The sequence below is a fragment of the Pectobacterium sp. A5351 genome (genome assembly GCF_028335745.1).
Lineage (GTDB): Bacteria > Pseudomonadota > Gammaproteobacteria > Enterobacterales > Enterobacteriaceae > Pectobacterium.
This window is the reverse complement of sequence record NZ_CP116477.1, coordinates 142,222-163,352: the sequence shown is the minus strand read 5'-3', so window position 1 is coordinate 163,352 and position 21,131 is coordinate 142,222. Positions and strand designations below refer to the sequence as shown.

At 55.6% G+C, this 21,131-nt stretch carries 17 protein-coding genes; 6 read left to right on the top strand and 11 right to left on the bottom strand.

Annotated elements, in window-relative coordinates:
- The 6 genes from aguB to O1Q74_RS00720 form a co-directional block, all read right to left on the bottom strand.
- On the bottom strand, positions 1-885 hold the full coding sequence (aguB, locus tag O1Q74_RS00745; protein WP_180787170.1) for an N-carbamoylputrescine amidase: 885 nt from the start codon (positions 883-885) through the stop codon (positions 1-3).
- A gap of 636 nt (positions 886-1,521) precedes the next feature.
- On the bottom strand, positions 1,522-2,280 hold the full coding sequence (locus tag O1Q74_RS00740) for an ABC transporter ATP-binding protein (protein ID WP_271875569.1): 759 nt from the start codon (positions 2,278-2,280) through the stop codon (positions 1,522-1,524).
- 17 nt (positions 2,281-2,297) lie between these two features.
- Positions 2,298-3,896 carry an ABC transporter permease gene (locus O1Q74_RS00735; protein WP_271875567.1) on the bottom strand — a complete coding sequence of 533 codons (1,599 nt, stop codon included), beginning with the start codon at positions 3,894-3,896 and terminating at the stop codon, positions 2,298-2,300.
- Positions 3,897-3,917: 21 nt separating this feature from the next.
- Positions 3,918-4,319, bottom strand: a complete 402-nt coding sequence (locus O1Q74_RS00730; RefSeq protein ID WP_271875565.1) for an ExbD/TolR family protein — start codon at positions 4,317-4,319, stop codon at positions 3,918-3,920.
- Between the two features lies 1 nt (position 4,320).
- Positions 4,321-5,037 carry a MotA/TolQ/ExbB proton channel family protein gene (locus O1Q74_RS00725; protein WP_271875563.1) on the bottom strand — a complete coding sequence of 239 codons (717 nt, stop codon included), beginning with the start codon at positions 5,035-5,037 and terminating at the stop codon, positions 4,321-4,323.
- Between the two features lie 10 nt (positions 5,038-5,047).
- Positions 5,048-5,905, bottom strand: a complete 858-nt coding sequence (locus O1Q74_RS00720; RefSeq protein ID WP_271875561.1) for an energy transducer TonB — start codon at positions 5,903-5,905, stop codon at positions 5,048-5,050.
- 446 nt (positions 5,906-6,351) lie between these two features.
- Here O1Q74_RS00720 and O1Q74_RS00715 point away from each other — a divergent pair, with 446 nt between their 5' ends.
- The 4 genes from O1Q74_RS00715 (at position 6,352) to O1Q74_RS00700 (ending at position 13,226) form a co-directional block, all read left to right on the top strand.
- A complete protein-coding gene (locus tag O1Q74_RS00715) occupies positions 6,352-7,359 on the top strand; it encodes an ABC transporter substrate-binding protein (protein ID WP_271875560.1) in 1,008 nt (335 codons plus the stop codon).
- Positions 7,360-7,445: 86 nt separating this feature from the next.
- Complete coding sequence (locus tag O1Q74_RS00710; protein ID WP_271875559.1) at positions 7,446-9,716, top strand: TonB-dependent receptor; 2,271 nt, start codon at positions 7,446-7,448, stop codon at positions 9,714-9,716.
- A 4-nt stretch (positions 9,717-9,720) separates the two neighbouring features.
- Positions 9,721-12,498, top strand: a complete 2,778-nt coding sequence (locus O1Q74_RS00705) for an exo-rhamnogalacturonan lyase family protein (RefSeq protein ID WP_271875557.1) — start codon at positions 9,721-9,723, stop codon at positions 12,496-12,498.
- Positions 12,498-13,226, top strand: a complete 729-nt coding sequence (locus O1Q74_RS00700; protein WP_271875555.1) for a DUF6250 domain-containing protein — start codon at positions 12,498-12,500, stop codon at positions 13,224-13,226. The genes O1Q74_RS00705 and O1Q74_RS00700 overlap by 1 nt, the downstream gene beginning before the upstream one ends.
- Here O1Q74_RS00700 and O1Q74_RS00695 read toward each other — a convergent pair.
- The 5 genes from O1Q74_RS00695 to cpxP all read right to left on the bottom strand — a co-directional run bounded on the left by O1Q74_RS00695 (position 13,213) and on the right by cpxP (position 18,886).
- On the bottom strand, positions 13,213-14,142 hold the full coding sequence (locus tag O1Q74_RS00695) for a LysR family transcriptional regulator (RefSeq protein WP_271875553.1): 930 nt from the start codon (positions 14,140-14,142) through the stop codon (positions 13,213-13,215). The genes O1Q74_RS00700 and O1Q74_RS00695 overlap by 14 nt on opposite strands.
- A 519-nt stretch (positions 14,143-14,661) precedes the next feature.
- The gene (gene pfkA / locus O1Q74_RS00690; protein ID WP_225086477.1) at positions 14,662-15,624 is read right to left on the bottom strand and encodes a 6-phosphofructokinase; all 963 of its coding nucleotides are present in this window, start codon (positions 15,622-15,624) and stop codon (positions 14,662-14,664) included.
- Positions 15,625-15,829: 205 nt separating this feature from the next.
- Positions 15,830-16,732: a CDF family cation-efflux transporter FieF gene (gene fieF, locus O1Q74_RS00685; protein ID WP_271879015.1), complete on the bottom strand. Its 903-nt coding sequence runs from the start codon at positions 16,730-16,732 to the stop codon at positions 15,830-15,832.
- 43 nt (positions 16,733-16,775) lie between these two features.
- Positions 16,776-17,963: a sugar transporter gene (locus O1Q74_RS00680; protein WP_271875551.1), complete on the bottom strand. Its 1,188-nt coding sequence runs from the start codon at positions 17,961-17,963 to the stop codon at positions 16,776-16,778.
- Positions 17,964-18,361: 398 nt separating this feature from the next.
- The gene (cpxP, locus tag O1Q74_RS00675; protein ID WP_271875549.1) at positions 18,362-18,886 is read right to left on the bottom strand and encodes a cell-envelope stress modulator CpxP; all 525 of its coding nucleotides are present in this window, start codon (positions 18,884-18,886) and stop codon (positions 18,362-18,364) included.
- Positions 18,887-19,039: 153 nt separating this feature from the next.
- On the opposite strand from cpxP, the gene cpxR reads away from it, so the two are divergent.
- Both cpxR and cpxA read left to right on the top strand, forming a co-directional pair.
- Positions 19,040-19,738 (top strand): envelope stress response regulator transcription factor CpxR, encoded by a 699-nt coding sequence (gene cpxR, locus O1Q74_RS00670; protein ID WP_271875548.1) that lies wholly within the window; start codon positions 19,040-19,042, stop codon positions 19,736-19,738.
- The gene (gene cpxA / locus O1Q74_RS00665) at positions 19,735-21,105 is read left to right on the top strand and encodes an envelope stress sensor histidine kinase CpxA (protein ID WP_271875547.1); all 1,371 of its coding nucleotides are present in this window, start codon (positions 19,735-19,737) and stop codon (positions 21,103-21,105) included. Before cpxR ends, cpxA begins: the two co-directional genes overlap by 4 nt.
- Positions 21,106-21,131: the final 26 nt, after the last annotated feature.

Genomic DNA, 21,131 nt, shown 5'->3' with positions numbered 1-21,131 from the left:
TTATCTCCGGGTCTTGCCGTCAGAAGTGGCAATCGTGCCGTACATGTCCGGGCGACGGTCGCGGAACAGCCCCCATGACGCACGCTGCGCAGCAATAGCTTCTAAATCAAATTCATGCACCAGAATCGCTTCATCCGTCTTATTGGCCTGTGCCAACAGCGCGCCGGTTTGATCGGCAATGAAAGACGAGCCGTAGAACGTCATTTCCAGACCGTCGATATATTTGCTGGCTTCCGTACCAATACGGTTGGAGGCGATTACTGGCACCAGATTCGCGGCGGCGTGACCTTGCTGAACGCGGGTCCAATGCGGCTGGCTGTCGATGTCCGGGTAAGCCGGCTCGGAACCAATCGCGGTTGGATAGAAAATCAGCTCTGCGCCCTGCAACGCCAGGCTGCGCGCGGTTTCCGGGAACCACTGATCCCAGCAAATGCCCACGCCGATTTTTGCGTAGCGCGTCTGCCAGACTTTAAAGCCGGTGTCGCCCGGAATGAAGAATTGCTTCTCCTGATACGCCGGGCCGTTCGGAATGTGCGTTTTACGGTAAACGTCCAGTACGGCACCGTCCGCGTCAATCATCACCAGCGAGTTGTAGTAGGCGTTATTGGCACGTTCAAAAAAGCTCAACGGCAGCACCACGTTCAGCTCCGCCGCCAGTGCGGAAAAATGCTTAATCAGCGGGCTGGTTTCCAGCTCCTGCGCCAGCGCATAGTGCTCTGGGCTTTGATCGATACAGAAATACGGTGCGGCAAACAGTTCCTGAATCAGGATCACCTGCGCGCCTTTTGCATGCGCTTGTCGCACCAGTTTTTCGGCGTTTTCAATGTTCTTAGGCAGATCCCAGGAACACGCCATTTGTGTTGCGGCAACGGTAACTTTTTTCATGCGAAAACCTCAATAATAACGATATATACCCGCCCTTTTTCACCGGCGAGTATCGGCAATAAGTGTTTCTCTCGGTCACGATTATGCATCGACGCTAACCCGCGCGGCCTTAACGAGTGTCTACTCTAAATAATTCAAGTTTCAGGCAGGCGGCAAGAGAAGGAATCCCGATGAGCTTACTCAAGTAAGTGATTCGGGTGAGTGAACGCAGCCAACGTACATGCAACTTGAAGTATGACGAGTATAGGCCAACACACCTGCGCATACCCAATAGGAATATCCTGTTAAGGTATTGACCGAAAATGACATGCGCATTATGCCAGTTAATCACAGCACTTCACTATGCTGAAAATGCATGGATCTCGCGTGGTGGGCAGAAAAGAAAAACCGCCTTTTCATCGTGCTTGGGGTTTCTGACAGAACCAGTTGAGCGGTAGTAACGGATAGATCGTAAAGACGCTGTAAACACATCCCTGTGCGCTCGGCTTGCGCCATCCATGGCGCAAACGCTTTACTCTTCTATTCCGTTACTCCCGTTTTCGCTTTGCAAAATAAATTTATCAAAAGCTTGAACCACTACTTTCACGGCGGTTTCTATCGATGATTAAAATTGAGAGAAAGCGGTAGTTAGCTGCATCAGACTTCAACAGTATCCGCCTGATGCAACGCCTGGCTGACCGCTTGCCGCTGTTCCAATAGCATTGAACTGGTGCGGTCGCGAGGATAGGGCAACGTCACAGGCAGAATCGTGCTAATCCGACCGGGTCGGGGCGACATCACCACCACTCTGTCCGCCAGAAAAACCGCCTCTTCCACATCGTGCGTCACCAGTAATATCGTCAAATCCGTTTGCTGACGTATTTCGGCCAAGCGCGTCTGCAACTGCTGTTTGGTCAGCGCATCCAGCGCACCGAAAGGTTCATCCAACAGGAGAATGCGCGGCGTCGATACCAGCCCCCGGGCGATCGCGACACGCTGCGCCATTCCCCCTGATAGCTGATGCGGCCACGCATCAGCAAAGCCTTCCAGCCCCATCATCTGAAGAGAGTGCGCAATACGACGCGTCACTTCAGCAGGAGAAAGGTTGAGGTTGAGCATACCGAGGCGGATATTGTCCGTCACGGTGAGCCACGGGAACAGGCGTGGTTCCTGAAACACCAGACTGACATCGTCGGGAATGCCGCGCACTGGCCGCTCACCAATCAGAATGCGTCCGTGTTCGGCCGTATCAATCCCAGCCGCCAAACGCAGCAGCGTCGATTTGCCACAGCCACTGGCACCGATGATGGCAACCAGTTCACCCGCATGCAGCGAAAGATCAATGTCCTGTAACACCGTCAGCGGTGCACCGTTGACGGTAAAGTGTTTGGTAATGTGCTGAAAATGTAAGGACATAGCTTCTCCGTTAACGGTCATGCAAAGCGCCAGCGGGTCAACCGCCGCTCAGACAAAGTAATCAGCCGGGAAAATAGTGCGGCGACGGTGGCAATCAGCACCACGCCCGCCATGATGCGTTCGGATTCAAGCAACTGCTGTGCGCGAATCATCATGCCACCCAGCCCTTCCCCCGACGGCATGAAATACTCTGCGCCAATCGCACCCGTCCACGCATGCATCAGCGCCAGCCGCAGACCGGAAAACAGCGGCGGCGACACGCTGGGCAGTATCAGTGTGCGGAGCGTCTGCACGGGCGTCAGACGCAGCACCTGCGCCACTTCCAATAGCGCAGGCGGAAGCTGGGCAATCCCCTGACGGGTTGCCAGCATCACAGGAAAGAACGCCGCCACGGCGATAAACACGATTTTGGCGCTCTCCCCTAACCCGAACCAGGCCGTAATCAGCGGCAGCCAGGCAAATAGCGCCACGCAGCGCAGCGCGGACAGCGCCGGATTAAACAGCCTGTCAGCAATACGCCAACCGCCGAGTAACGCGCCGACCAGCACGCCGATCGCACTCCCTAGCATAAAACCCTGTAGCGCCCGCAGCAGGCTGGCCTTGAGATCGATGAACAGCCCTCCCTGAACCAATCCCGTCCATAGCGCATCGATCACGCGACTCGGTGCAGGAAGAAAAGCCGCATTCACCCACTCGTAGGTGCTACTAACCTGCCACAGCGCAACCAGTATCAACGGGGCTAACCAGGGCGTCAGCGACAAACCGGGTAATACCGTGCTCAGACTATCGCGCCCCAGCACCGGCGCAGGCCAGTGAATCCAGCGGCGCTCCAGCGTCAGCAGCACGCGTTCTCCGGCAAACCCCAGTATGCCAATGATCAGAATGCAGACGAATACCAGATCCAGCATGAACAACTGGCGACTTTGTACCAGCAAATAGCCCAGCCCTTCGCTGGATGCCAACAGTTCGACCGCAATCAGGGCGACCCACCCGGTAGAAAACGCCAGCCGCACACCCGTCATCACATACGGCAGCATCGCAGGCAGAATCAGGTAACGCAGGAAGGCGGCAGGTGGCAAACGCAGGCTACGCGCCATTTCATGCAGCTTTTGTGGCGTCTGTTGGATACCCGCACAGGTATAAAGCGTCACTGGCACCGTTACCGATTTCACCAGCACCACCAGTTTCAGTGCTTCGCCGATACCCAGCGACAGCATCAACAGCGGAATCCAGGCCAGCGTCGGGATTTGCGCGATAACGGTAAAGAGCGGCATAAACAGCGCATTCAGCCGTCGATTCAGACCAAACAGGCTACCCAGCACCAGACCCAGCGCGATCCCCCCGCTAAAGCCAATCACCAGCCGCAGCAGACTGATGGGCAACTGGTGGATTAGCTCCTCGGGGATAAAAGCCCGTGCGCTATCAATCACCGCCAGCGGTGACGGCAGGATCTGTTCAGACATCCACCCGTGACGACTGGCAAGCCACCAGCCGACAAGCACCAGCAGCGGCACAACCAGAGACACGACTAACGCAGAGTATCCCGCCAACAGCGCGGTATCCGTCAGCGAAGCATCAGGGGCGGAGCGTATCCGCAGCGGGTATTTGGGCATCATGATTGTCGATATCCGGCGGCGTTATTTTTGCGTCAGCAGGGAAAGACGGGTAATCCCCGCCTGCTCGACATCGGCCAGCAGCGCGGCGACTGCGCCGTAACTCGCGTCTTTATCCGCCTGTACTTGCACCACCAGATCCGCATTACCCGTTTTAGCCTGTTGCAGGCGCGGCACCAGCTGTTCGCGCGCCAGATTCTCTTTATTGATGAACACGCGTTGCTCGCCATCAATACTAATCACCACCGGATCGGCGCGGTCAGCGGGTGCCACCGCCGACGTTTTCGGGAGCTGAATCGGAATGGCGTTGGTCAACATCGGCGCAGTCACAATAAACACCACCAGCAGCACCAGCATGACGTCCACGAGTGGTGTGATATTCATTTCACTCATGACGTCTTCATCATTACGCGAGGTGAACGCCATATCAGACCACCTCTCTCAGGTTCTTCACGGAGAAAGCGGTGGCCGAGGATTCCACGCTGGGATGAAACGCGCTGACATGAAAATCGTTCGCCTGCATCACGCTGTAGACATCATGGGCAAAGTCATCCATGTCTGCGACGGCCAGCTTGAGGCGACGCAAAAAGTAGTTGTAGATCAGCACCGCAGGCACTGCGACCGCGATCCCTATCCCGGTGGCAATCAGCGCATTACCAATCGGCCCCGCGACGGTATCAAGGCTGGCGGAACCCGATAGCCCAATGTCCTGTAACGCCGCCATAATGCCCCAAACGGTGCCAAACAGGCCGATAAACGGTGACGTACTGCCGATACTCGCCAGAATCGCCAGCCCGCTTTCCAGCGAACGGCGCTCACGCTGAATCTGCTGTTGCAGCGCACGTTCAACCCGATCGGGAAGATGACTATTCAGCGCAAGCTGTCCGCTAATCCGCTCCGGCGCTTTGACCGCCGCTAGCGCCAGATTGGCAAGCGAACCGGGCAGTCTGGCGCTGGTTTCCGGCGTCTGGTTAACGTCATCCTGCTGCCAGAAGGCCGCGCGGAAACGCCGATCGCGCCGCTGTGCCCGCCCGTATTGGACGAATTTCAGTAATCCCAGCCCCCAGGTGACGAGGGAAAACAGCAGCAATAACAGAATCACTGCGCCTTCCGCAGAAAAGAGTTCAATGTGTCCGAGCGTCATAACCAATACCTCATGAGTTCAGCGAAAAATCGACAGGCACCACCACCCAGCCGCTAACCGGCTGATTGCCGCGGCGCGCCGGCACGAAAGACCAGCGCAGCACCGTGTTTCTGGCCGCCTCGTCCAGCGAGGAATAGCCGCTTGATTGATGAATCCGAATGGTTTGCACCTTGCCGTCAGCACGTACCTGTACATTCAGGAGCACGGTGCCTTCATAACCGCGGCTAATCGCCACGTCGGGATAAGACGGGGCGGGATTATGCAGATAGTCCGCATTCGCCAGCGGCGGCGTCAGCGGCGCATCAACGGGTTGCGCGGCGGCCTGTTGCGTCACCGGAGCGGGCGTGATTGGCGCGACAGCTGATTTGGCTTCCGCCTGAGGTTTCGGTGCTGGCGGGTTCTTTTTCACCGCGACCTTTTTCGGTGCCAGTTCAGGCTTTTTCTCTGGAACCTTTTTCTCCGGTTCTGTTTTCTCAGGCGCTGGCGGCAACAGCGCGTTGTCATCGACGGGGTTGTCCACCGAGGGAGGCGCGATCTCCGGCGGCGGCGTCACCGCTTCAGGCTCAATAGGTTCTGCTGGCAGCTCGGGCTCCGCCACCGCCGCAACCAGTTCAACGCTGACAGGCTGTGGCCGGGCAGGCACGGTAACCGGCGGCGTCGATGCTGCGTTGAACAACGCCAGCACCGCCGCGTGCAATAGCAGCGTCGCGATGACGGCCAACCAGCGCTCCGGCCGAGACGAAACCGTCGTATTCAGCGTCGGTACGCGCGACTGCACGACGCCGCTCACCCGGCTGGCGTGCGGAGTCGGCTCCGGTGAATAAGACCGGGATCCTGACACCGCTCCCGCATAGAGTAATTCCGTCATGGTTAGTGCTCCTGACCGTGTTTATTGATACCCCTCATACTTCAACTCGCAGGCAACATTGAGAGGTAATCTAAAATAGCGTTGGAATAATCGATTCTTTCTGCATGCGAAATAAAGTCAACGTATGTATCTGTATATCGATATCTATTTCATCGGAAAGATCATCGCATCCATGGTTTAACGACAAACTAAAGGTAATAAACCCAAACAGGCTAATGCATAGTTGGAATAGTTTTTTTTCGTCCGCTGCATAGCAAGGAAATAAGCGATGAATACTGATTTAGCGATTTATTAAAAATAATAATGCTTTTTTTGTATTAGTCAGTTTATTGCCAACCCTTTAAATGTGTTTCTGCAACAAGATGACGCCGCGCTAAACCGGCGCAATAACAACACTTATATTCGCACACTCACATTCAAACATTTCATCACTGACGGGTAACATAATGACGAGATTAGGACGAAAATGGTTGGTGACCAGCTTATTGGCAATGGGTATAGCCTGGTCAGGCATCGCATCGGCGATCACTGAAATTCGTATTGCCGCGCCAGACATTGGCGCAGGCACAAAACCCAGCGGCGGTGGCCTGCTTGACGTCATTCACAGCCAGAAGTTGCTGGAACGCGAATTTGGCAAAGACGGCATCAGCGTCCGCTGGACGTTTATTAAAGGCGCAGGCCCCGTCATCAATGAAGCGTTTGGCAACCATCAGGTTGACGTGGCCTATCTGGGGGATTTAGCCAGCATTATCGGCCGTGCGCGCGGGCTGGATACACGCGTGATCGCCGTGGCATCACGCGGCATCAATCACTATCTGGCGGTGGCGAAAGGTTCTGGTATTGAGAAAATCGCCGATCTGAAAGGTAAACGCATCGGGATCTTTCGCGGAACAGCCGGTGAGCTTTCGTTCGTCAGCGCGCTTGATTCGCAGGGCCTAAAACCCTCTGACGTGAAGCTGATTAATCTCGACTTCGCAGCGGCCAGCGCGGCGTTAGCGGCCGGACAGATTGATGCAACCTGGGGCGGCAGCAATACACTTTCGCTGCGAGATAAAGGGCTGGCGGACATCCCACTGTCTAGCCGTGACCTGAATGGCGCAGGCCAGCTCAGCGGCTTCCTGCTGGTAGATGAGAAATTTGCCAAAGGCAACGAGGATATTCTGCGCCGCCTGGTCAAAGTGCAACGAGAAGCGGCAAACTGGGCCAGCGATGAGAAAAATAAAGATGAATTTATTCAACTCTTAGCCACCCAGTCAGGCTATCCGGAAAATATATTACGCGTCGAATGGGATACATTGCCGCCATTAACCGAACGTCTTTCACCCGAATTGGATCCAACCTTCGTGGAAAAATTAAAACGCGCCGTCACATTGGCTTATGAATCACGTCTTATTCGACAACCTTTTGATGTCGATAAATGGCTGGATGATTCTTATCTGAAAGCCACACAGTAATTTATTTCCCCCAAAAAATTATAGCCCCTGTATTGCCGTGAATTTCACGGCAATGGGTAGCCTATTGACTGAATTTGGAAGACGCTATGTATTTTAAAAAACACCAACAGTATTTAAAAAAACACCAGCACAAAATAATGTCGGGCATTTTAATGAGCTGCGTCTTAACGCTTCCTGCAATAGCGCGAGCAGCCGACCCGCAGATCGCCGCGGATAATACTCCCCGTACGGAGGCCACAACCGTCGCCCCCGTTCAACTAAAACGTGTGAAAGTGAACGCCCAGCGTACGCCCGTTCAGCCGCCGACCACGCTGGCATCGGTGATCGATGGCAAAACGCTCGAAGAAGAACGGGTGTATCGCTTTGAAGAACTGTCGCAGCTGGTGACCGGGCTGGATGTCGATACCGTCGATGTGATGGACACCACAGTAACGATTCGTGGGATCGGTGACGGGGGTGAGAGCGGCACCAACATCGGTATGCCGGGCAGCGTCGGGCTATTTGTCGATGGCGTTTACTTGTCCCGCCCCGGCGTCATCTCTAATGATTTACTGGATATCGACAGTACCCGCGTGCTGAAAGGGGCACAGGGCGCAGCCTACGGCTTTAATACTACCGGCGGCGCCATTGATATTCGCACCCGTAAACCCACCTTCACCCCTGAATATTCACTGGAGCAATCTTTCGGGCAGCGCGGCTATCTACAATCCAAACTGATGGCGTCTGGGCCGCTCAGCGACCACTGGGCGGGACGCATCAATCTGTCACGCACCGAACGGGGTGGAAACGTCACGAATATCGAAAACGGTCATAAACTGGGAGGCAGCACCAATAACGGCGTGCGCGGTCAGTTGCTTTATCAACCTAATGACAGCTTTAGCCTTCGCATCACTGGCGATTACAGTGATTCCACGCAGCGTCCGGTTTCGGTGCTGGTGAGCGCAACCGATGCGTTTCGTACTCGGGCGGAACAGACCGGCCTCAAGGTTGTCGGCGGCCGTCAGGTCGCGATGGATGACGAGAATATTATTCGCGTGGCGCAAGGCGGTGGATCGGTAGAGGCCAACTGGAAGCTGAAAAACGGCTATAGCGTTAATTCTCTGTCGTCACTACGCTATTTCCGCGTATTGCCCAGCACGGCGGATAACTGGAACATTCCGCTCTATCACGACAGCGGCGCTGACGTGCGCGATCGCGTCTGGTCACAGAGTTTTTGGTTGGATTCCCCCAAAGGTAATACGTTCGATTATTCACTGGGCGTCGATTACTGGGGAGAGAACCTCGATACCGAGGCAAACAGCCGCTACTACAACGACAACCGCGTGCGGACGTGGGTAGGAAATGGCTATCAGGGCATTAACGTTCAGCGCTTTGGCACGCTGGATGACACCGTTTATTCCGTCTATGGTCGCGGAACCTGGCATGCCGCCGAGAAACTGGATGTCATTGTCGGCCTGCGCCAGACCTATGAGAAAAAAGAAGGGACGTTTGTTCGCAAAAACCGCGCAACCTTTGACTCTGGCCCGCTCTCGCAAACCAACCGCCTGCCCTCTGGCTCCATCAGCCTGAACTGGTTCGCAGCACCGAACGTCACCCCTTACGTCACACTGGGCTATGGGGAAAAATCCGGCGGCCTGAATGTTTCATCCGGGGCAGCAAGGCAGCTCGGAATCGATTCGCTGTACGTCGATCCAGAAAAAACCCGTTCGGCGGAGCTGGGGGTCAAAACCCACTGGTTACAGCGCAAAGTGGAATGGAATACCGCACTGTTCTGGAGCGTTGTCGAAGATTTCCAGAACAACGCCTATGACGAGGAAACGGATACCAGCTACCTGATTAACGCCGGGAAATTCCGCTCACGCGGCGGCGAAACACAGCTGACGCTGCGCCCGCTTGACGGCCTGAGCATCAGCCTGGCTGGTACTGTTCTGGATGCCCGCTACCTGAACTTCCCTAACGCCCGCTGCCCGGCAGAAATCTCCGCCGTCTCGTGCGATATGTCAGGAAAGCGTGTCTTTAAGTCCCCGACGCTGAGCTACAACACACGCGTGCGTTATCAATGGGATACACCAAACAATCTGCAAGCCTCGGTTTCCGGTCAATGGTCATGGCGGAGCTGGGCCTATGGCACGCTTGACGATTCCGAATACAACCGCATTCCAGCGTATGGCGTTCTGAACCTGTCTAGCGGACTGAGCGGTAAGCAAGGCGATAACCGTTGGAACGTCTCACTGTGGGTGAAAAATGCGCTGGATAAAGACTACTACCGCTCCGTCAGAGGCTCCAGCGCCACAACGGGCGTGATTGGCGAACCACGCATGGTCGGGATCTCGATTGGCTACGACTTCAAGGGCTAACGTCATGGACAAGATGGCTTACTCGCGCCGACGCTTCCTGCGCGACAGCACGCTGCTGGCGCTGTCGGCACCGTTCTGGACATCGGCGCACGCCACCACGCCTCAAGCCTCTGCCTACGCAGGCGAATCTGCGCCACAGGTCAGTCTGCGCTGGCTGGACGGGCAGCAGCCCCACGCCTTCACCGGCGTGACCTGGGGCGTAGCCTGGCCACAGGGCGCGGTGCGTAACGACAGCGGCTTCCAACTGCACGATGCGCAGCAGCGGACTTACGACCTGCAAAGCTGGCCGCTGGCTCACTGGCCGGACGGTTCGATTAAATGGTCGGCACACGCGCTGGGCGGCACCACGCCGCCCGAAGACGGGCTAACGCTGCGGCCGATTCCCGTTAAGGACGCGCCGACGGGTTCAGCAATGGTCAGCGAGCATGAGCACGGCTGGACGGTGGAGACGGGCCGCATTCGCTATGTGATTCCACGCTCAGGCTCTCGCCTGATCGAAGAAATCTGGCGGGATAATCGGCTGGCGTTAACCAACGGCAGGCTGGTGTTGCGCATGCAGCGAGGGGCGGAAACGGATAGCACGCTGACGCAGGATACCTATCAGGGTGTGATTGATACGGTCACGGTGGAGCAAAACGGGCCACAGCGGACAGTGATTGCACTACGCGGTACGCATCACGCCCAGCAGCAGGAGCGGACGTCTATCCCCTTTATTATCCGTATCTATAGCTATGCGAACACCGACTCGCTGCGTGTCATACACACCCTGATTTATGACAACGATGACGAACAACTCAACCTGAAAGGGCTGGGGTTAGCGTTTGATGTGCCGCTACAGGGAGAACTGCACGATCGTCACGTCCGTTTCGTTTCCGATCAAGGCGGACTCTTTCGTGAAGCGGTACGCGGCCTGAGTGGGCTACGCCGCGATCCCGGCGCAGCCGTTATCGCGGCACAGTTGGCCGGACAAGCTACACCGCCGATCGCAGATTTTTCGCCGGAGGTCGGAAAAAGGCTGGATTACATTCCCGCGTTTGGCAGCTACCGCCTGACCCAGCACCATCCCGACGGCTTCCAGATACACAAACGCACCGCTGCCGGACAGGGCTGGCTGCTTTCCGCCACGGGTGAACGGGCGGCGGGCGTCGGCTATCTGGGCACGCCAACCGGCGGCGTGGCATTCGGAATACGCCATTTCTGGCAGAGCTACCCGGCCTGTCTGGAAATCGAGAAGGCTCACACTGACGCGGCGACCGTCACGCTCTGGCTGTGGTCACCGTGGGCAGAACCGATGGATATGCGCTTTTATCATGACGGGCTGGTTCAGGATACCCATGACAAACAGCGCGAAGGGCTGGCAATTACCTACGAAGATTACGAACCGGGCTTCGGTTCGGCGGTCGGCGTGGCTCGCACCAGCGAACTGTTTATTGATGTGCTGCCCGCGACGCCCGACGCGGACGATCTGGTGAAGCGGGCGCGACGCATGCAGCAACCGCCACTGCTGGTGGCGGACGCTCAGGACTTGCACCGCGCGCAGGCGTTTGGCCCACTGTGGGCACCCGTCTCTTCTTCCTCTGCCACTACGCCAGCCCGCGTCCGGCTGGAGAAACAACTGGAGGCATATTTCGATGTCTATCAGCAGGAGGTTGAACAGCGGAAATGGTACGGCTTCTGGGATTTCGGCGACGTGATGCACACCTATGACAGCGACCGTCACGTCTGGCGCTACGATGTAGGTGGCTACGCGTGGGATAACTCGGAGCTCAGCACCGATCTGTGGCTCTGGTATTACTTTCTGCACAGCGGGCGCGCCGAGGCATTTCGCATGGCAGAAGCCATGACGCGCCACACGGGCGAAGTGGACGTACACCATTTGGGACGCTTCAGTCCGCTGGGGTCACGACACAATGTCCGCCACTGGGGCGACAGCGCCAAACAGCTGCGTATTTCTACCGTTGCCAACCGTCGTTTCCTTTACTACCTCACTGCCGATGAGCGCATCGGTGAACTGATGGACGAACAGGTCGAGGCGCTGCGTACACTCGGCACCGTCCTGCCCGGCCGCAAGATCGGACAAACATCGCCCGCCGATCCGCATCACGTCAGCTTGAGTTTCGGGACGGACTGGGGCGCGGTAGCCGCCGCCTGGTTAACCGCCTGGGAACGGCACGGCGATCCGGCAATGCGTGAACGCCTGCTCACCAGTATGCAAACCATCGCGGCGCAGCCACACGGTTTTTTCACTGGCGGGTCAGCTATCGATCCCGATACCGGGCGCATCGTGCTGGCTCCGCCGAATCAGGTGGAGATTTCACATCTGAGCGCGGTTTTTGGTCTAACAGAAATCTGTAGTGAGCTGGTCGAAGCGCTGCCCGATCCCGCGTTTACCCGCGCATGGCTCGACTACTGCCGACTGTATAACGACCCCGTCGCGCTAAGCGTGACCGTGGGTAAGACGGTGAAAAAGCTCAATCTGGCTCAGGGACATGCCCGACTGACTGCCTTTGCCGCACGACGGTTGAACGATCGTGCGCTGGCACAGCGCGCCTGGGAAGAATTTACCGCAGGCAGCGGCGGTATCGCCCATCCGACGCTCGAACAGCGGCGCTTAACGCCTCCCATCGTGCTCTCTCCGATCAATGAGGCGGTGATTGATTCCACCATTGATAAACATTCCGGCAGTACCACCGCCACCAATCTGGCGACCAATGCCGTCGCGCAGTGGGGATTAACCGCCATCGCCCTGCTGGCCTTGCTGGATGACATTCCCTCTTCTTAATGCCGCCACCCGGCGGCACGCTACAGGACATCACCATGACTGACCCAGGTTGTACTGAAAACACGCTCCTACTGTCGCCACAGGCAGGCGGCACACATGACATTATCGATTCGCCACATCGTTCAACGTTGATCTGGTCCACGGATTCAGCAGGTCAGCCGTTACGCTGGCAGGTCGAACAGGAAGACCCTGACCGCACGGCGATCCAGACCACGCCGGAGCATCTGAGGCTGGAAAGCGCCGCCGGGCTGACGATCTGGCTAGACACCCCACTCTCGGGCACCTATCGCATCGCCTTCACGCGCGAGGTTTTAGTCGCAGATTGCCCTTACGACCGGGTGTCCGATGTGAACCAGTTCTGGGCCGCGCGCGACCTGCATCACCCGAGCCTGTTTACCCGGTACGGCAAACTCAACGAATATGACAGCCTGAATCTGTACTATGTCGGCATGGGCGGTAACTGGAACAGCACCACGCGATTTCGGTATTACGATGGTTACGGCGAGCGCCTGCTGCTTGGCGAATATACTGATGCTGCGCACCTGCTGCGCCCGAATCATCGCTATCGCATCGTGATTGAAGTGGATCGGCGGGAAACGCGTTTTTGGGTCGATAATGTGCTTTATTTCCACGCCAGCTATCCAAATACGCCAGCCCCAGGCTATTTTGGCTTTCGGACCGTCTTTTCACGTCAGGAAATCAGCGATTTCAGCATCACTCCGCTGTAAGCGCCGTAGGCGTGCCGTGCAGGTCACCGTCGACCTGCACAAAAGTGTCAATCAACTTGCGCGCCAGCAACGACAAGCGAGCGTCCGCCAGATAAATAATGCCGTAGTGGGTATAAAACTCGTCGGTGTTGTCGTCCAGACCCGCAATCTTCAACATATGCAGCCCGTGTCGCTCGGGCTCGTTGAAATGGTTGGTCGTGCCGATGGCATCCGAATGACGAACCACATCCAGAAGGCTGTAGCCATTCTCACACTCAATGCTGGTGCGAATATCCAGTTTACCGCTCAGTTGCACCAGCGCACGGTGCAGGTTGGGTGGGCGGATCGTTGCCGCCAGCGGGTAGGAAAAGAATTGCTCGACGGTGATCTCTTCCTGCGCCGCCAGCGGATGCCCGCTACGGCAGCAGAAGCCCCAGCGGTGCTGGCTCAGCGGCTGTACGCGATAGCGGGTATCGAATTCAAAATTGCGCATGTCCGCCACGATAAAGTCCAGCTCTTCGGCCATGAGCCGATGGCCCAGCGCCTGCCAGTTATCGACACGAAAGACCATCCGCACCTTTGGGTAATGTCGCGAAAAATCCCCGATCACCTGCGGCATTAGCCAGGCTGCGGGAGCTGGGCCACAGCCAAAATTCACTTCGCCCGCTTCTTTCTCGTTGAATTGCTGGATATCGTTAAACAGATCGTGCGTCTGATTAATCAGGCGGCGCGCGTGTTCCAGCACCACCAGCCCTTTCGGCGTCGGCTCCAGTTGGTTCATGCGATCGATCAGACGCGTACCGATGGTCTGCTCCAGCGACTGAATGCTGCGGCTGAAAGCGGATTGAGAAAGCTTCATCGCCTGTGCTGCCGACGTAAAATTTCGATGTTCAATCAGAGCAATAAAGTGGCGCAGTTGGCGAAGATCGATGTTCATAGCAGCAATCAGCGTGTCATCAAGACGGAAGGAATTTGCAGGCTAGCAGGTCTGAACGTGCAGAAAAAATAATAAAACCGATTTTTATATTCTTGCTGGTTATATATCTACAACGGCGGATGTGATGGAGGAGCCGGAGGAGGGACTCACCTCAAATGCCTAGCGCAGGCTCTTATACGACAATCCAGAGGCATCGCGAGTTTTGCCGTTATCCGGCGTAAAAAATTATGCTGAGGAGATAGCGGGCTTAGGATGAGCCGCAGGGACGCGGCTCAAGCTTGCGCCACGTCGGGAACGTGTCGCAAGCGGTCCGTGAAGCCAGATACCGACGAAGGAACCGCGTCAGCGGCATAATTCGCGCCTAAAGCCTTGGGGTCACGGGGCGAGCGGCGCTTGAGACGCCCCGTGTCGGGCGCGTGCTACGAGGTAGCATGAAAATAACAACATTATCGCGCACGAAACCGTCTTAACGTCCGCATAAAAATAGACGAAGAGACAGAAAGCATCAGCTTTGTGGTATCAGAACAGTTTTTTCGCTGTATCCAGCCAGTCGCCTTTGAAAGGACGTTTCATGTTCTCAATGGCGTCGATGATGTCGTGGTGCACCATTTTTTCATTCTGGATACCGACACAGCGGCCGCCGTAGCCCTGCTGCAACAGTTCGATAGAATAAGCGCCCATGCGCGAAGCCAGAATACGGTCATACGCCACCGGTGAACCGCCACGCTGAATGTGGCCGAGTACGGTCGCACGGGTTTCGCGTCCCGTTTCTTTTTCAATGTATTTCGCCAGTTCGTCGACGTCGCACACCAGTTCGGTGATCGCCACAATCGCGTGTTTTTTGCCTTTCTCAATACCTGCTTTGATTTCGCAGACCAGATCTTCCGGGCTGAACGGCACTTCCGGCAGAACGATGAATTCACAGCCGCCAGCAATCGCCGCCGCCAGCGTCAGGTCACCACAGTGGCGCCCCATCACTTCCACAATAGAAATACGCTGGTGTGAAGAGGAGGTGTCTCGCAGGCGGTCAATCGCTTCCAGCACGGTTTCCAGCGCAGTAAAGTAACCAATCGTGTAGTCCGTACCCGCCACGTCGTTATCGATCGTGCCCGGTAAGCCGATACAAGGGAAACCCATTTCGGTCAGACGCTTGGCACCCATATAGGAACCGTCACCGCCGATAACCACCAGCGCATCCAGACCGCGTCTTTTCATATTTTCTACGCAAACCTGACGCACCGCTTCATCACGGAACTGCGGGAAACGCGCAGATCCCAGAAACGTGCCGCCACGGTTAATCACATCCGATACGCTGTAGCGATCCAACTGCTCCATACGATCTTCATACAAGCCCTGATAACCATCATAAATGCCGTAAACTTCCAGCCCTTCTGTGAGTGCAGCACGAACCACACCACGAATTGCCGCATTCATACCTGGCGCATCGCCACCGCTCGTCAACACTCCGATTCTTCTAATCATGACAACCTCTGGACTTGTAGATGTAATTTTGCAGGATTCTTCTATCGTAAATTCACCGCCGCCGTAAAACAGGCAGCAACGCCTTATTCTTTTATTAGCATATTATAACAAACACCCGAAGCTGAATTGATTCAGGTCAGGCTAAATTGTGCATAAATTTTCATGGCGTATCACGTTTTTCACATAAAATGTGAAACATAGCCGACTACACCGCCAGCCTGCCACGCTGATTTTCCGGCACGACGGAAATCGGATCCTGATGGATAATAATATCGGCACCCGGAAACTGTTTAAGTAATGCCTGCTCCAGTTCATCTGCAATTTGATGTGCCTGAACCAGCGGCAGGGCATCATCCATTTCCAGATGCAGTTGAATAAAGCGCGTTGGGCCGGAACGTCGGGTACGCAACGCATGTGCGCCGCGAATACCCGGCCAGTTTGCGATAACTTCAGCGATGGCACGGTGTTCTTCATCCGGTAATGCCCGATCCAATAGCGACTGCACGGCGCCATACCCCATGCGCAACGCGCTGTATAAAATATAACCACCTATAGCTAATGCAAACAGGGAATCGGCGCGCGTAACGCCTTTCCAACTGAGCGCCAACGCCACCAGAATCGCGCCGTTCATCAACAGATCGGACTGATAATGCAGCATATCCGCCCGCACCGCCTGGCTATGCGTACGCTTCACGACCCAACGCTGGAACGATACCAGCAACAGCGTGGCCACGAGCGCAATGAGCGTCACCCACACGCCCACTTCCGGCGCGTGCAGCGTCTGCGGCTCCAGCGAGTGTTGCAGCCCTGTCAGAATCAGGAACAGCGCCGAGCCGGAGATAAACATGCTCTGCGCCAGCGCCGCCAGCGACTCCGCCTTACCATGGCCGAATGCATGTTCAGTATCCGCCGGCTGCAACGAATAGCGCACCACCAGCAGGTTAACCAGCGACGCGGCGATATCTACAAGCGAATCAACCAGCGATGCCAGCAGGCTCACCGAACCGGTGTGCCACCAGGCAAACACTTTCATTATGAACAGCACCAGCGCCACGACGGTTGCGCTCACTGCTGCCAGCGTCACCAGACGCGCATAGTGTGGATTCATCATGCCCTCACAGAAAACCGATCGCCTGGGTTGTTACCCACGTTCAACTCGTTAATGATGTTTTTAACACACGGGAATAGCGAACAAACGTCAAAATACAGCATACCGTCGCCAGCATCGCCATCGCCGCCCCCATGAAGCCGATGTCGGGCAAGCCTAAATGGATAATAACCTGATTGCCCAGCAGCGCACCGCCGCCGATCCCAATGTTATAAATCCCCGAATAGAGCGCCATTGCCACGTCGGTGGCATCCGATGCCAGTGTCAGCACTTTGACCTGCATCCCCAGGCTCAGCGCCATAATGGCGATACCCCAAACGATACACAGCGTCGACAGGCTCCAGCCGCTGAATGACAACGGCAACAGTAACAGCAAACACACCGCCAAAAACGCGAAGGAAACAATCAGGAAGCCCGCCGGGTATTTGCTGCTGTAGCGGCTAAACAACATACTGCCAATGATGCCGGCACCGCCAAAAATCAACAGCAAGATAGTGGTGAAGTTTTCATTCAACAACGCCACTTTCTGGATAAACGGCTCAATATAACTGTAGGCGGTAAAGTGCGCCGTCACGATCATCACTGTCAGGCCGTACACGCACAGCAACGCCGGACGCTCAAGCAGGAGAGGCAAACTCTTCAATGAACCGGAATTGCTGCTCGGCAACATGGGCAGCAGTTTCATCAAACCCAGCATAATCGCGACGGCGCTCAGGCCAATAAGGACAAACGTTACGCGCCAGCCCAGATACTGCCCGACCACACGCCCTAGCGGCAGTCCCAGCACCAGCGCCAATGCCGTTCCGGTCGCCAACAGGCTCAGCGCCTGCGCTTTTTTGCCCGCAGGCGCCAGCCGTACCACCAGCGATGCCGTAATTGACCAGAACACCGCGTGAGCCAGCGCCACACCGATACGGGCGATGACCAGCACCCAATAATTCCAGGCCAGCCCAGACAGCACATTGCTGACAGCAAACAGAATAAAGATTTTGATCAGCAGGCTGCGCCGTTCCATATCACTGGACAGCAGCATGCAGGGCAACGACATCAGCCCCACAACCCAGGCATAAATCGTAATGATCAGCCCAACCTGCGCGGCACTCATGGAAAAGCTAGCCGCGATGTCTGACAACAACGCAACAGGGGCAAATTCAGCAGTGTTAAAAATGAATGCCGCCAGAGAAAGGCTGACGACGCGTAACCAGGCGGTCGAACGGGAAGAACGGGTCATGGTATTGATATCAAAAGTTAAAATAAAAGAATGCGCCCCCTGTCGTGGCAGAGGCTAACGCGATGGAGCAATGGTACAGAGAAAGTATGACATCGCCATGTAATCGGCGAGCGGCCAAGGGTGTTTCAGCGTGCTTTTATGAGGATGTCAGCCAAAAGCCTGAAGACAGGTAAAGGAACATTCATGAGCATCATTTTTGGTGCTCATATTCTACGCGTTCTATCTTATATTGTGCTGATTTTTTCGTGCCGAATTTTAGACAAAAAAAACCCTCCATCATGGAGGGCGAAAAGACAGGGATGGTGTCTATGGCAAGGAAAAACAGGGTGTGTACCTACTACACATTACTACTCGGACTGCACTACGTTTACTACAGACTACTTACTACACTAGCGCGACTACTCGGGACTATCTGTCTCAACATCGTTTGTCGTGCCTGGTGATGGCGCGGACATCTGGTTAAACATGGATACCTGTTGCTGCATCTCTTTCATACGTTGCTTATGCTTCAGTTCTAATATTTCTTTCTGCGCTGGCGTCAGCAGGTTGTACATTTGGTTGCGCACTCGGGTCATCTGAATCTGACGCTCAATCTGCATACTCATCATTCGGGTTATTTGCACTCGCACCGCCGCTTCATCAAATGTTTCCGCCGTCACCAGCTTGTGCATGGCTTTAACATCTTCGGAGTTAAACGCCGGCTTGTCTTGACGGCTCTGGTGCATCAAATCGCGCATTTGCTGGCGCTGTTGCTCAGTCAGCCTCACGCCATCGAACATACCTTGCTGGCCGGATACCCCTTTTATGGCGGAATCATCGATGTTCCAGCCGCTCGCCGAGGCGTCTCCATTTTCTGCTGCAAAGGCGGTAAATGTGCCTAACATAAGCAGTGAAGCAAGAGATAAGGTTGCGAACTGTTGCATCAATAACTCTCCAGAGCGGTACGTCATTTTGTGAATCAATGAGCATGAGTCTACGCATCTTGCTGCAAACATCCGTCAGAGGATGTAAAACTACGTAAAGTCATGGAATAGCGCTAATCTATGTCGTATTTTGCCCTTGGAGGTAGAGAAAACATGAATAAAATTCTGCTGGTTGATGACGATAGAGAGCTAACGGCTTTACTGAAAGAGTTGCTCGAAATGGAAGGTTTTAACGTCGTTGTCGCCTACGACGGCGAGCAGGCGTTACAGATATTAGATAGCACTGTTGACCTGTTATTACTGGACGTGATGATGCCGAAGAAAAACGGTATCGATACATTAAAAGAACTACGACAGCATCATCAAACACCGGTCATTATGCTGACCGCCCGCGGCAGTGAATTAGACCGCGTGCTTGGTCTGGAACTGGGTGCCGATGATTATCTGCCGAAGCCCTTTAACGACCGGGAACTGGTGGCGCGAATTCGCGCGATTCTCCGCCGTTCTAATTGGACCGATCAACAGCAGGCGGGCGATAACAGTGCGCCGACGCTGGAAGTGGATGGCCTGCGTTTGAATCCCGGACGACAGGAAGCCAGCTTTGACGATGTTGTGCTGGATCTGACGGGCACCGAATTTACGCTGCTCTATCTGTTAGCCCAGCGACTGGGACAGGTGGTTTCTCGTGAGCATTTAAGCCAGGAAGTGCTGGGAAAACGACTGACGCCATTTGACCGCGCGATCGATATGCATATCTCGAACCTGCGCCGTAAATTGCCAGAACGCAAGGACGGTTTACCCTGGTTTAAAACGCTGCGTGGACGAGGCTATTTGATGGTATCGGCTGCATGATCAACAGTTTGACCGCCCGTATTTTTGCTATTTTTTGGTTAACGTTGGCGCTGGTACTCATGCTGGTTCTAATGGTGCCCAAGCTGGACTCGCGCCAGCTTACCGCCTTGCTGGAAAACGAGCAGCGGCAGGGCATCATGCTGGAACAGCACATTGAAGCAGACCTTGCCAACACGCCCGCCAACGATCTGCGCTGGTGGCTACGGCTGTTCTGGGTGTTGGATAAGTGGGCACCGCCAGGACAGCGCCTTTTTCTGGTTACCAGTGAAGGCCGGATTCTCGGCGCGGAGAAACATGAAACCCCGATTGTGCGTAATTTTATCGGGCTGTCGGATAACGCCGACCATCCGCAAAAGAAAAATTACGGCCGCATCGAGCTTCTCGGTCCTTTTGCAATCCGCGATGGTGATGACAACTACCAGCTTTACCTGATTCGCCCTGCACGCAGCCCGCAGTCAGATTTCATCAGCCTGCTGTTTGACCGTCCTTTACTCCTGCTGATCTTCACCATGCTGATCAGTTCCCCGCTACTCCTCTGGCTTGCCTGGAGCCTGGCGAAACCCGCACGTAAGCTCAAACATGCTGCCGATGAAGTCGCCAAAGGCAACTTACGCCAGCACCCTGAGCTGGAATCCGGCCCACAGGAGTTTCAGGCGACGGGCGTCAGCTTTAACCAGATGGTCAGCGCGCTGGAACGGATGGTTACCGCACAGCAACGTCTGCTGTCGGATATCTCTCATGAGCTGCGCACGCCGCTGACGCGCTTGCAGTTGGCAACGGCGCTACTGCGTCGGCGTCAGGGTGAAGGCAATGAGCTGAACCGCATCGAAACGGAAACGCAGCGGCTCGACAGCATGATTAACGACCTGCTGGTGCTTTCCCGCAATCAGCACAAGAACGAGCTGACCCGTGAGTTCCTGCATGCCGATGAGCTATGGGGCAATGTGCTGGACGATGCCGCTTTTGAAGCCGAGCAAATGGGGAAAACGCTGGACGTGCCTTATCCTCCGGGGCAGTGGATGCTCTTCGGTAACCCGGCCTCGCTCGACAGTGCGCTGGAAAATATCGTGCGCAACGCGCTGCGCTACTCTCACAACCACATTGAAGTGGCCTTTTCAGTGGATAATCAGGGCATCACCATCAAAGTGGATGATGACGGCCCCGGCGTGAGCCCGGAAGATCGCGAACAGATTTTCCGCCCCTTCTACCGAACCGATGAAGCGCGCGATCGCGAATCCGGCGGCAGCGGTTTGGGCCTCGCTATCGTGGAAACCGCCATTACGCAGCACAAAGGCTGGGTCAAAGCAGAAGACAGCCCCCTGGGCGGGTTGCGCTTGATCATCTGGCTGCCGTTGCATCAACGGTAAATCGGAGCGGTTCCTCCACCGCCGAC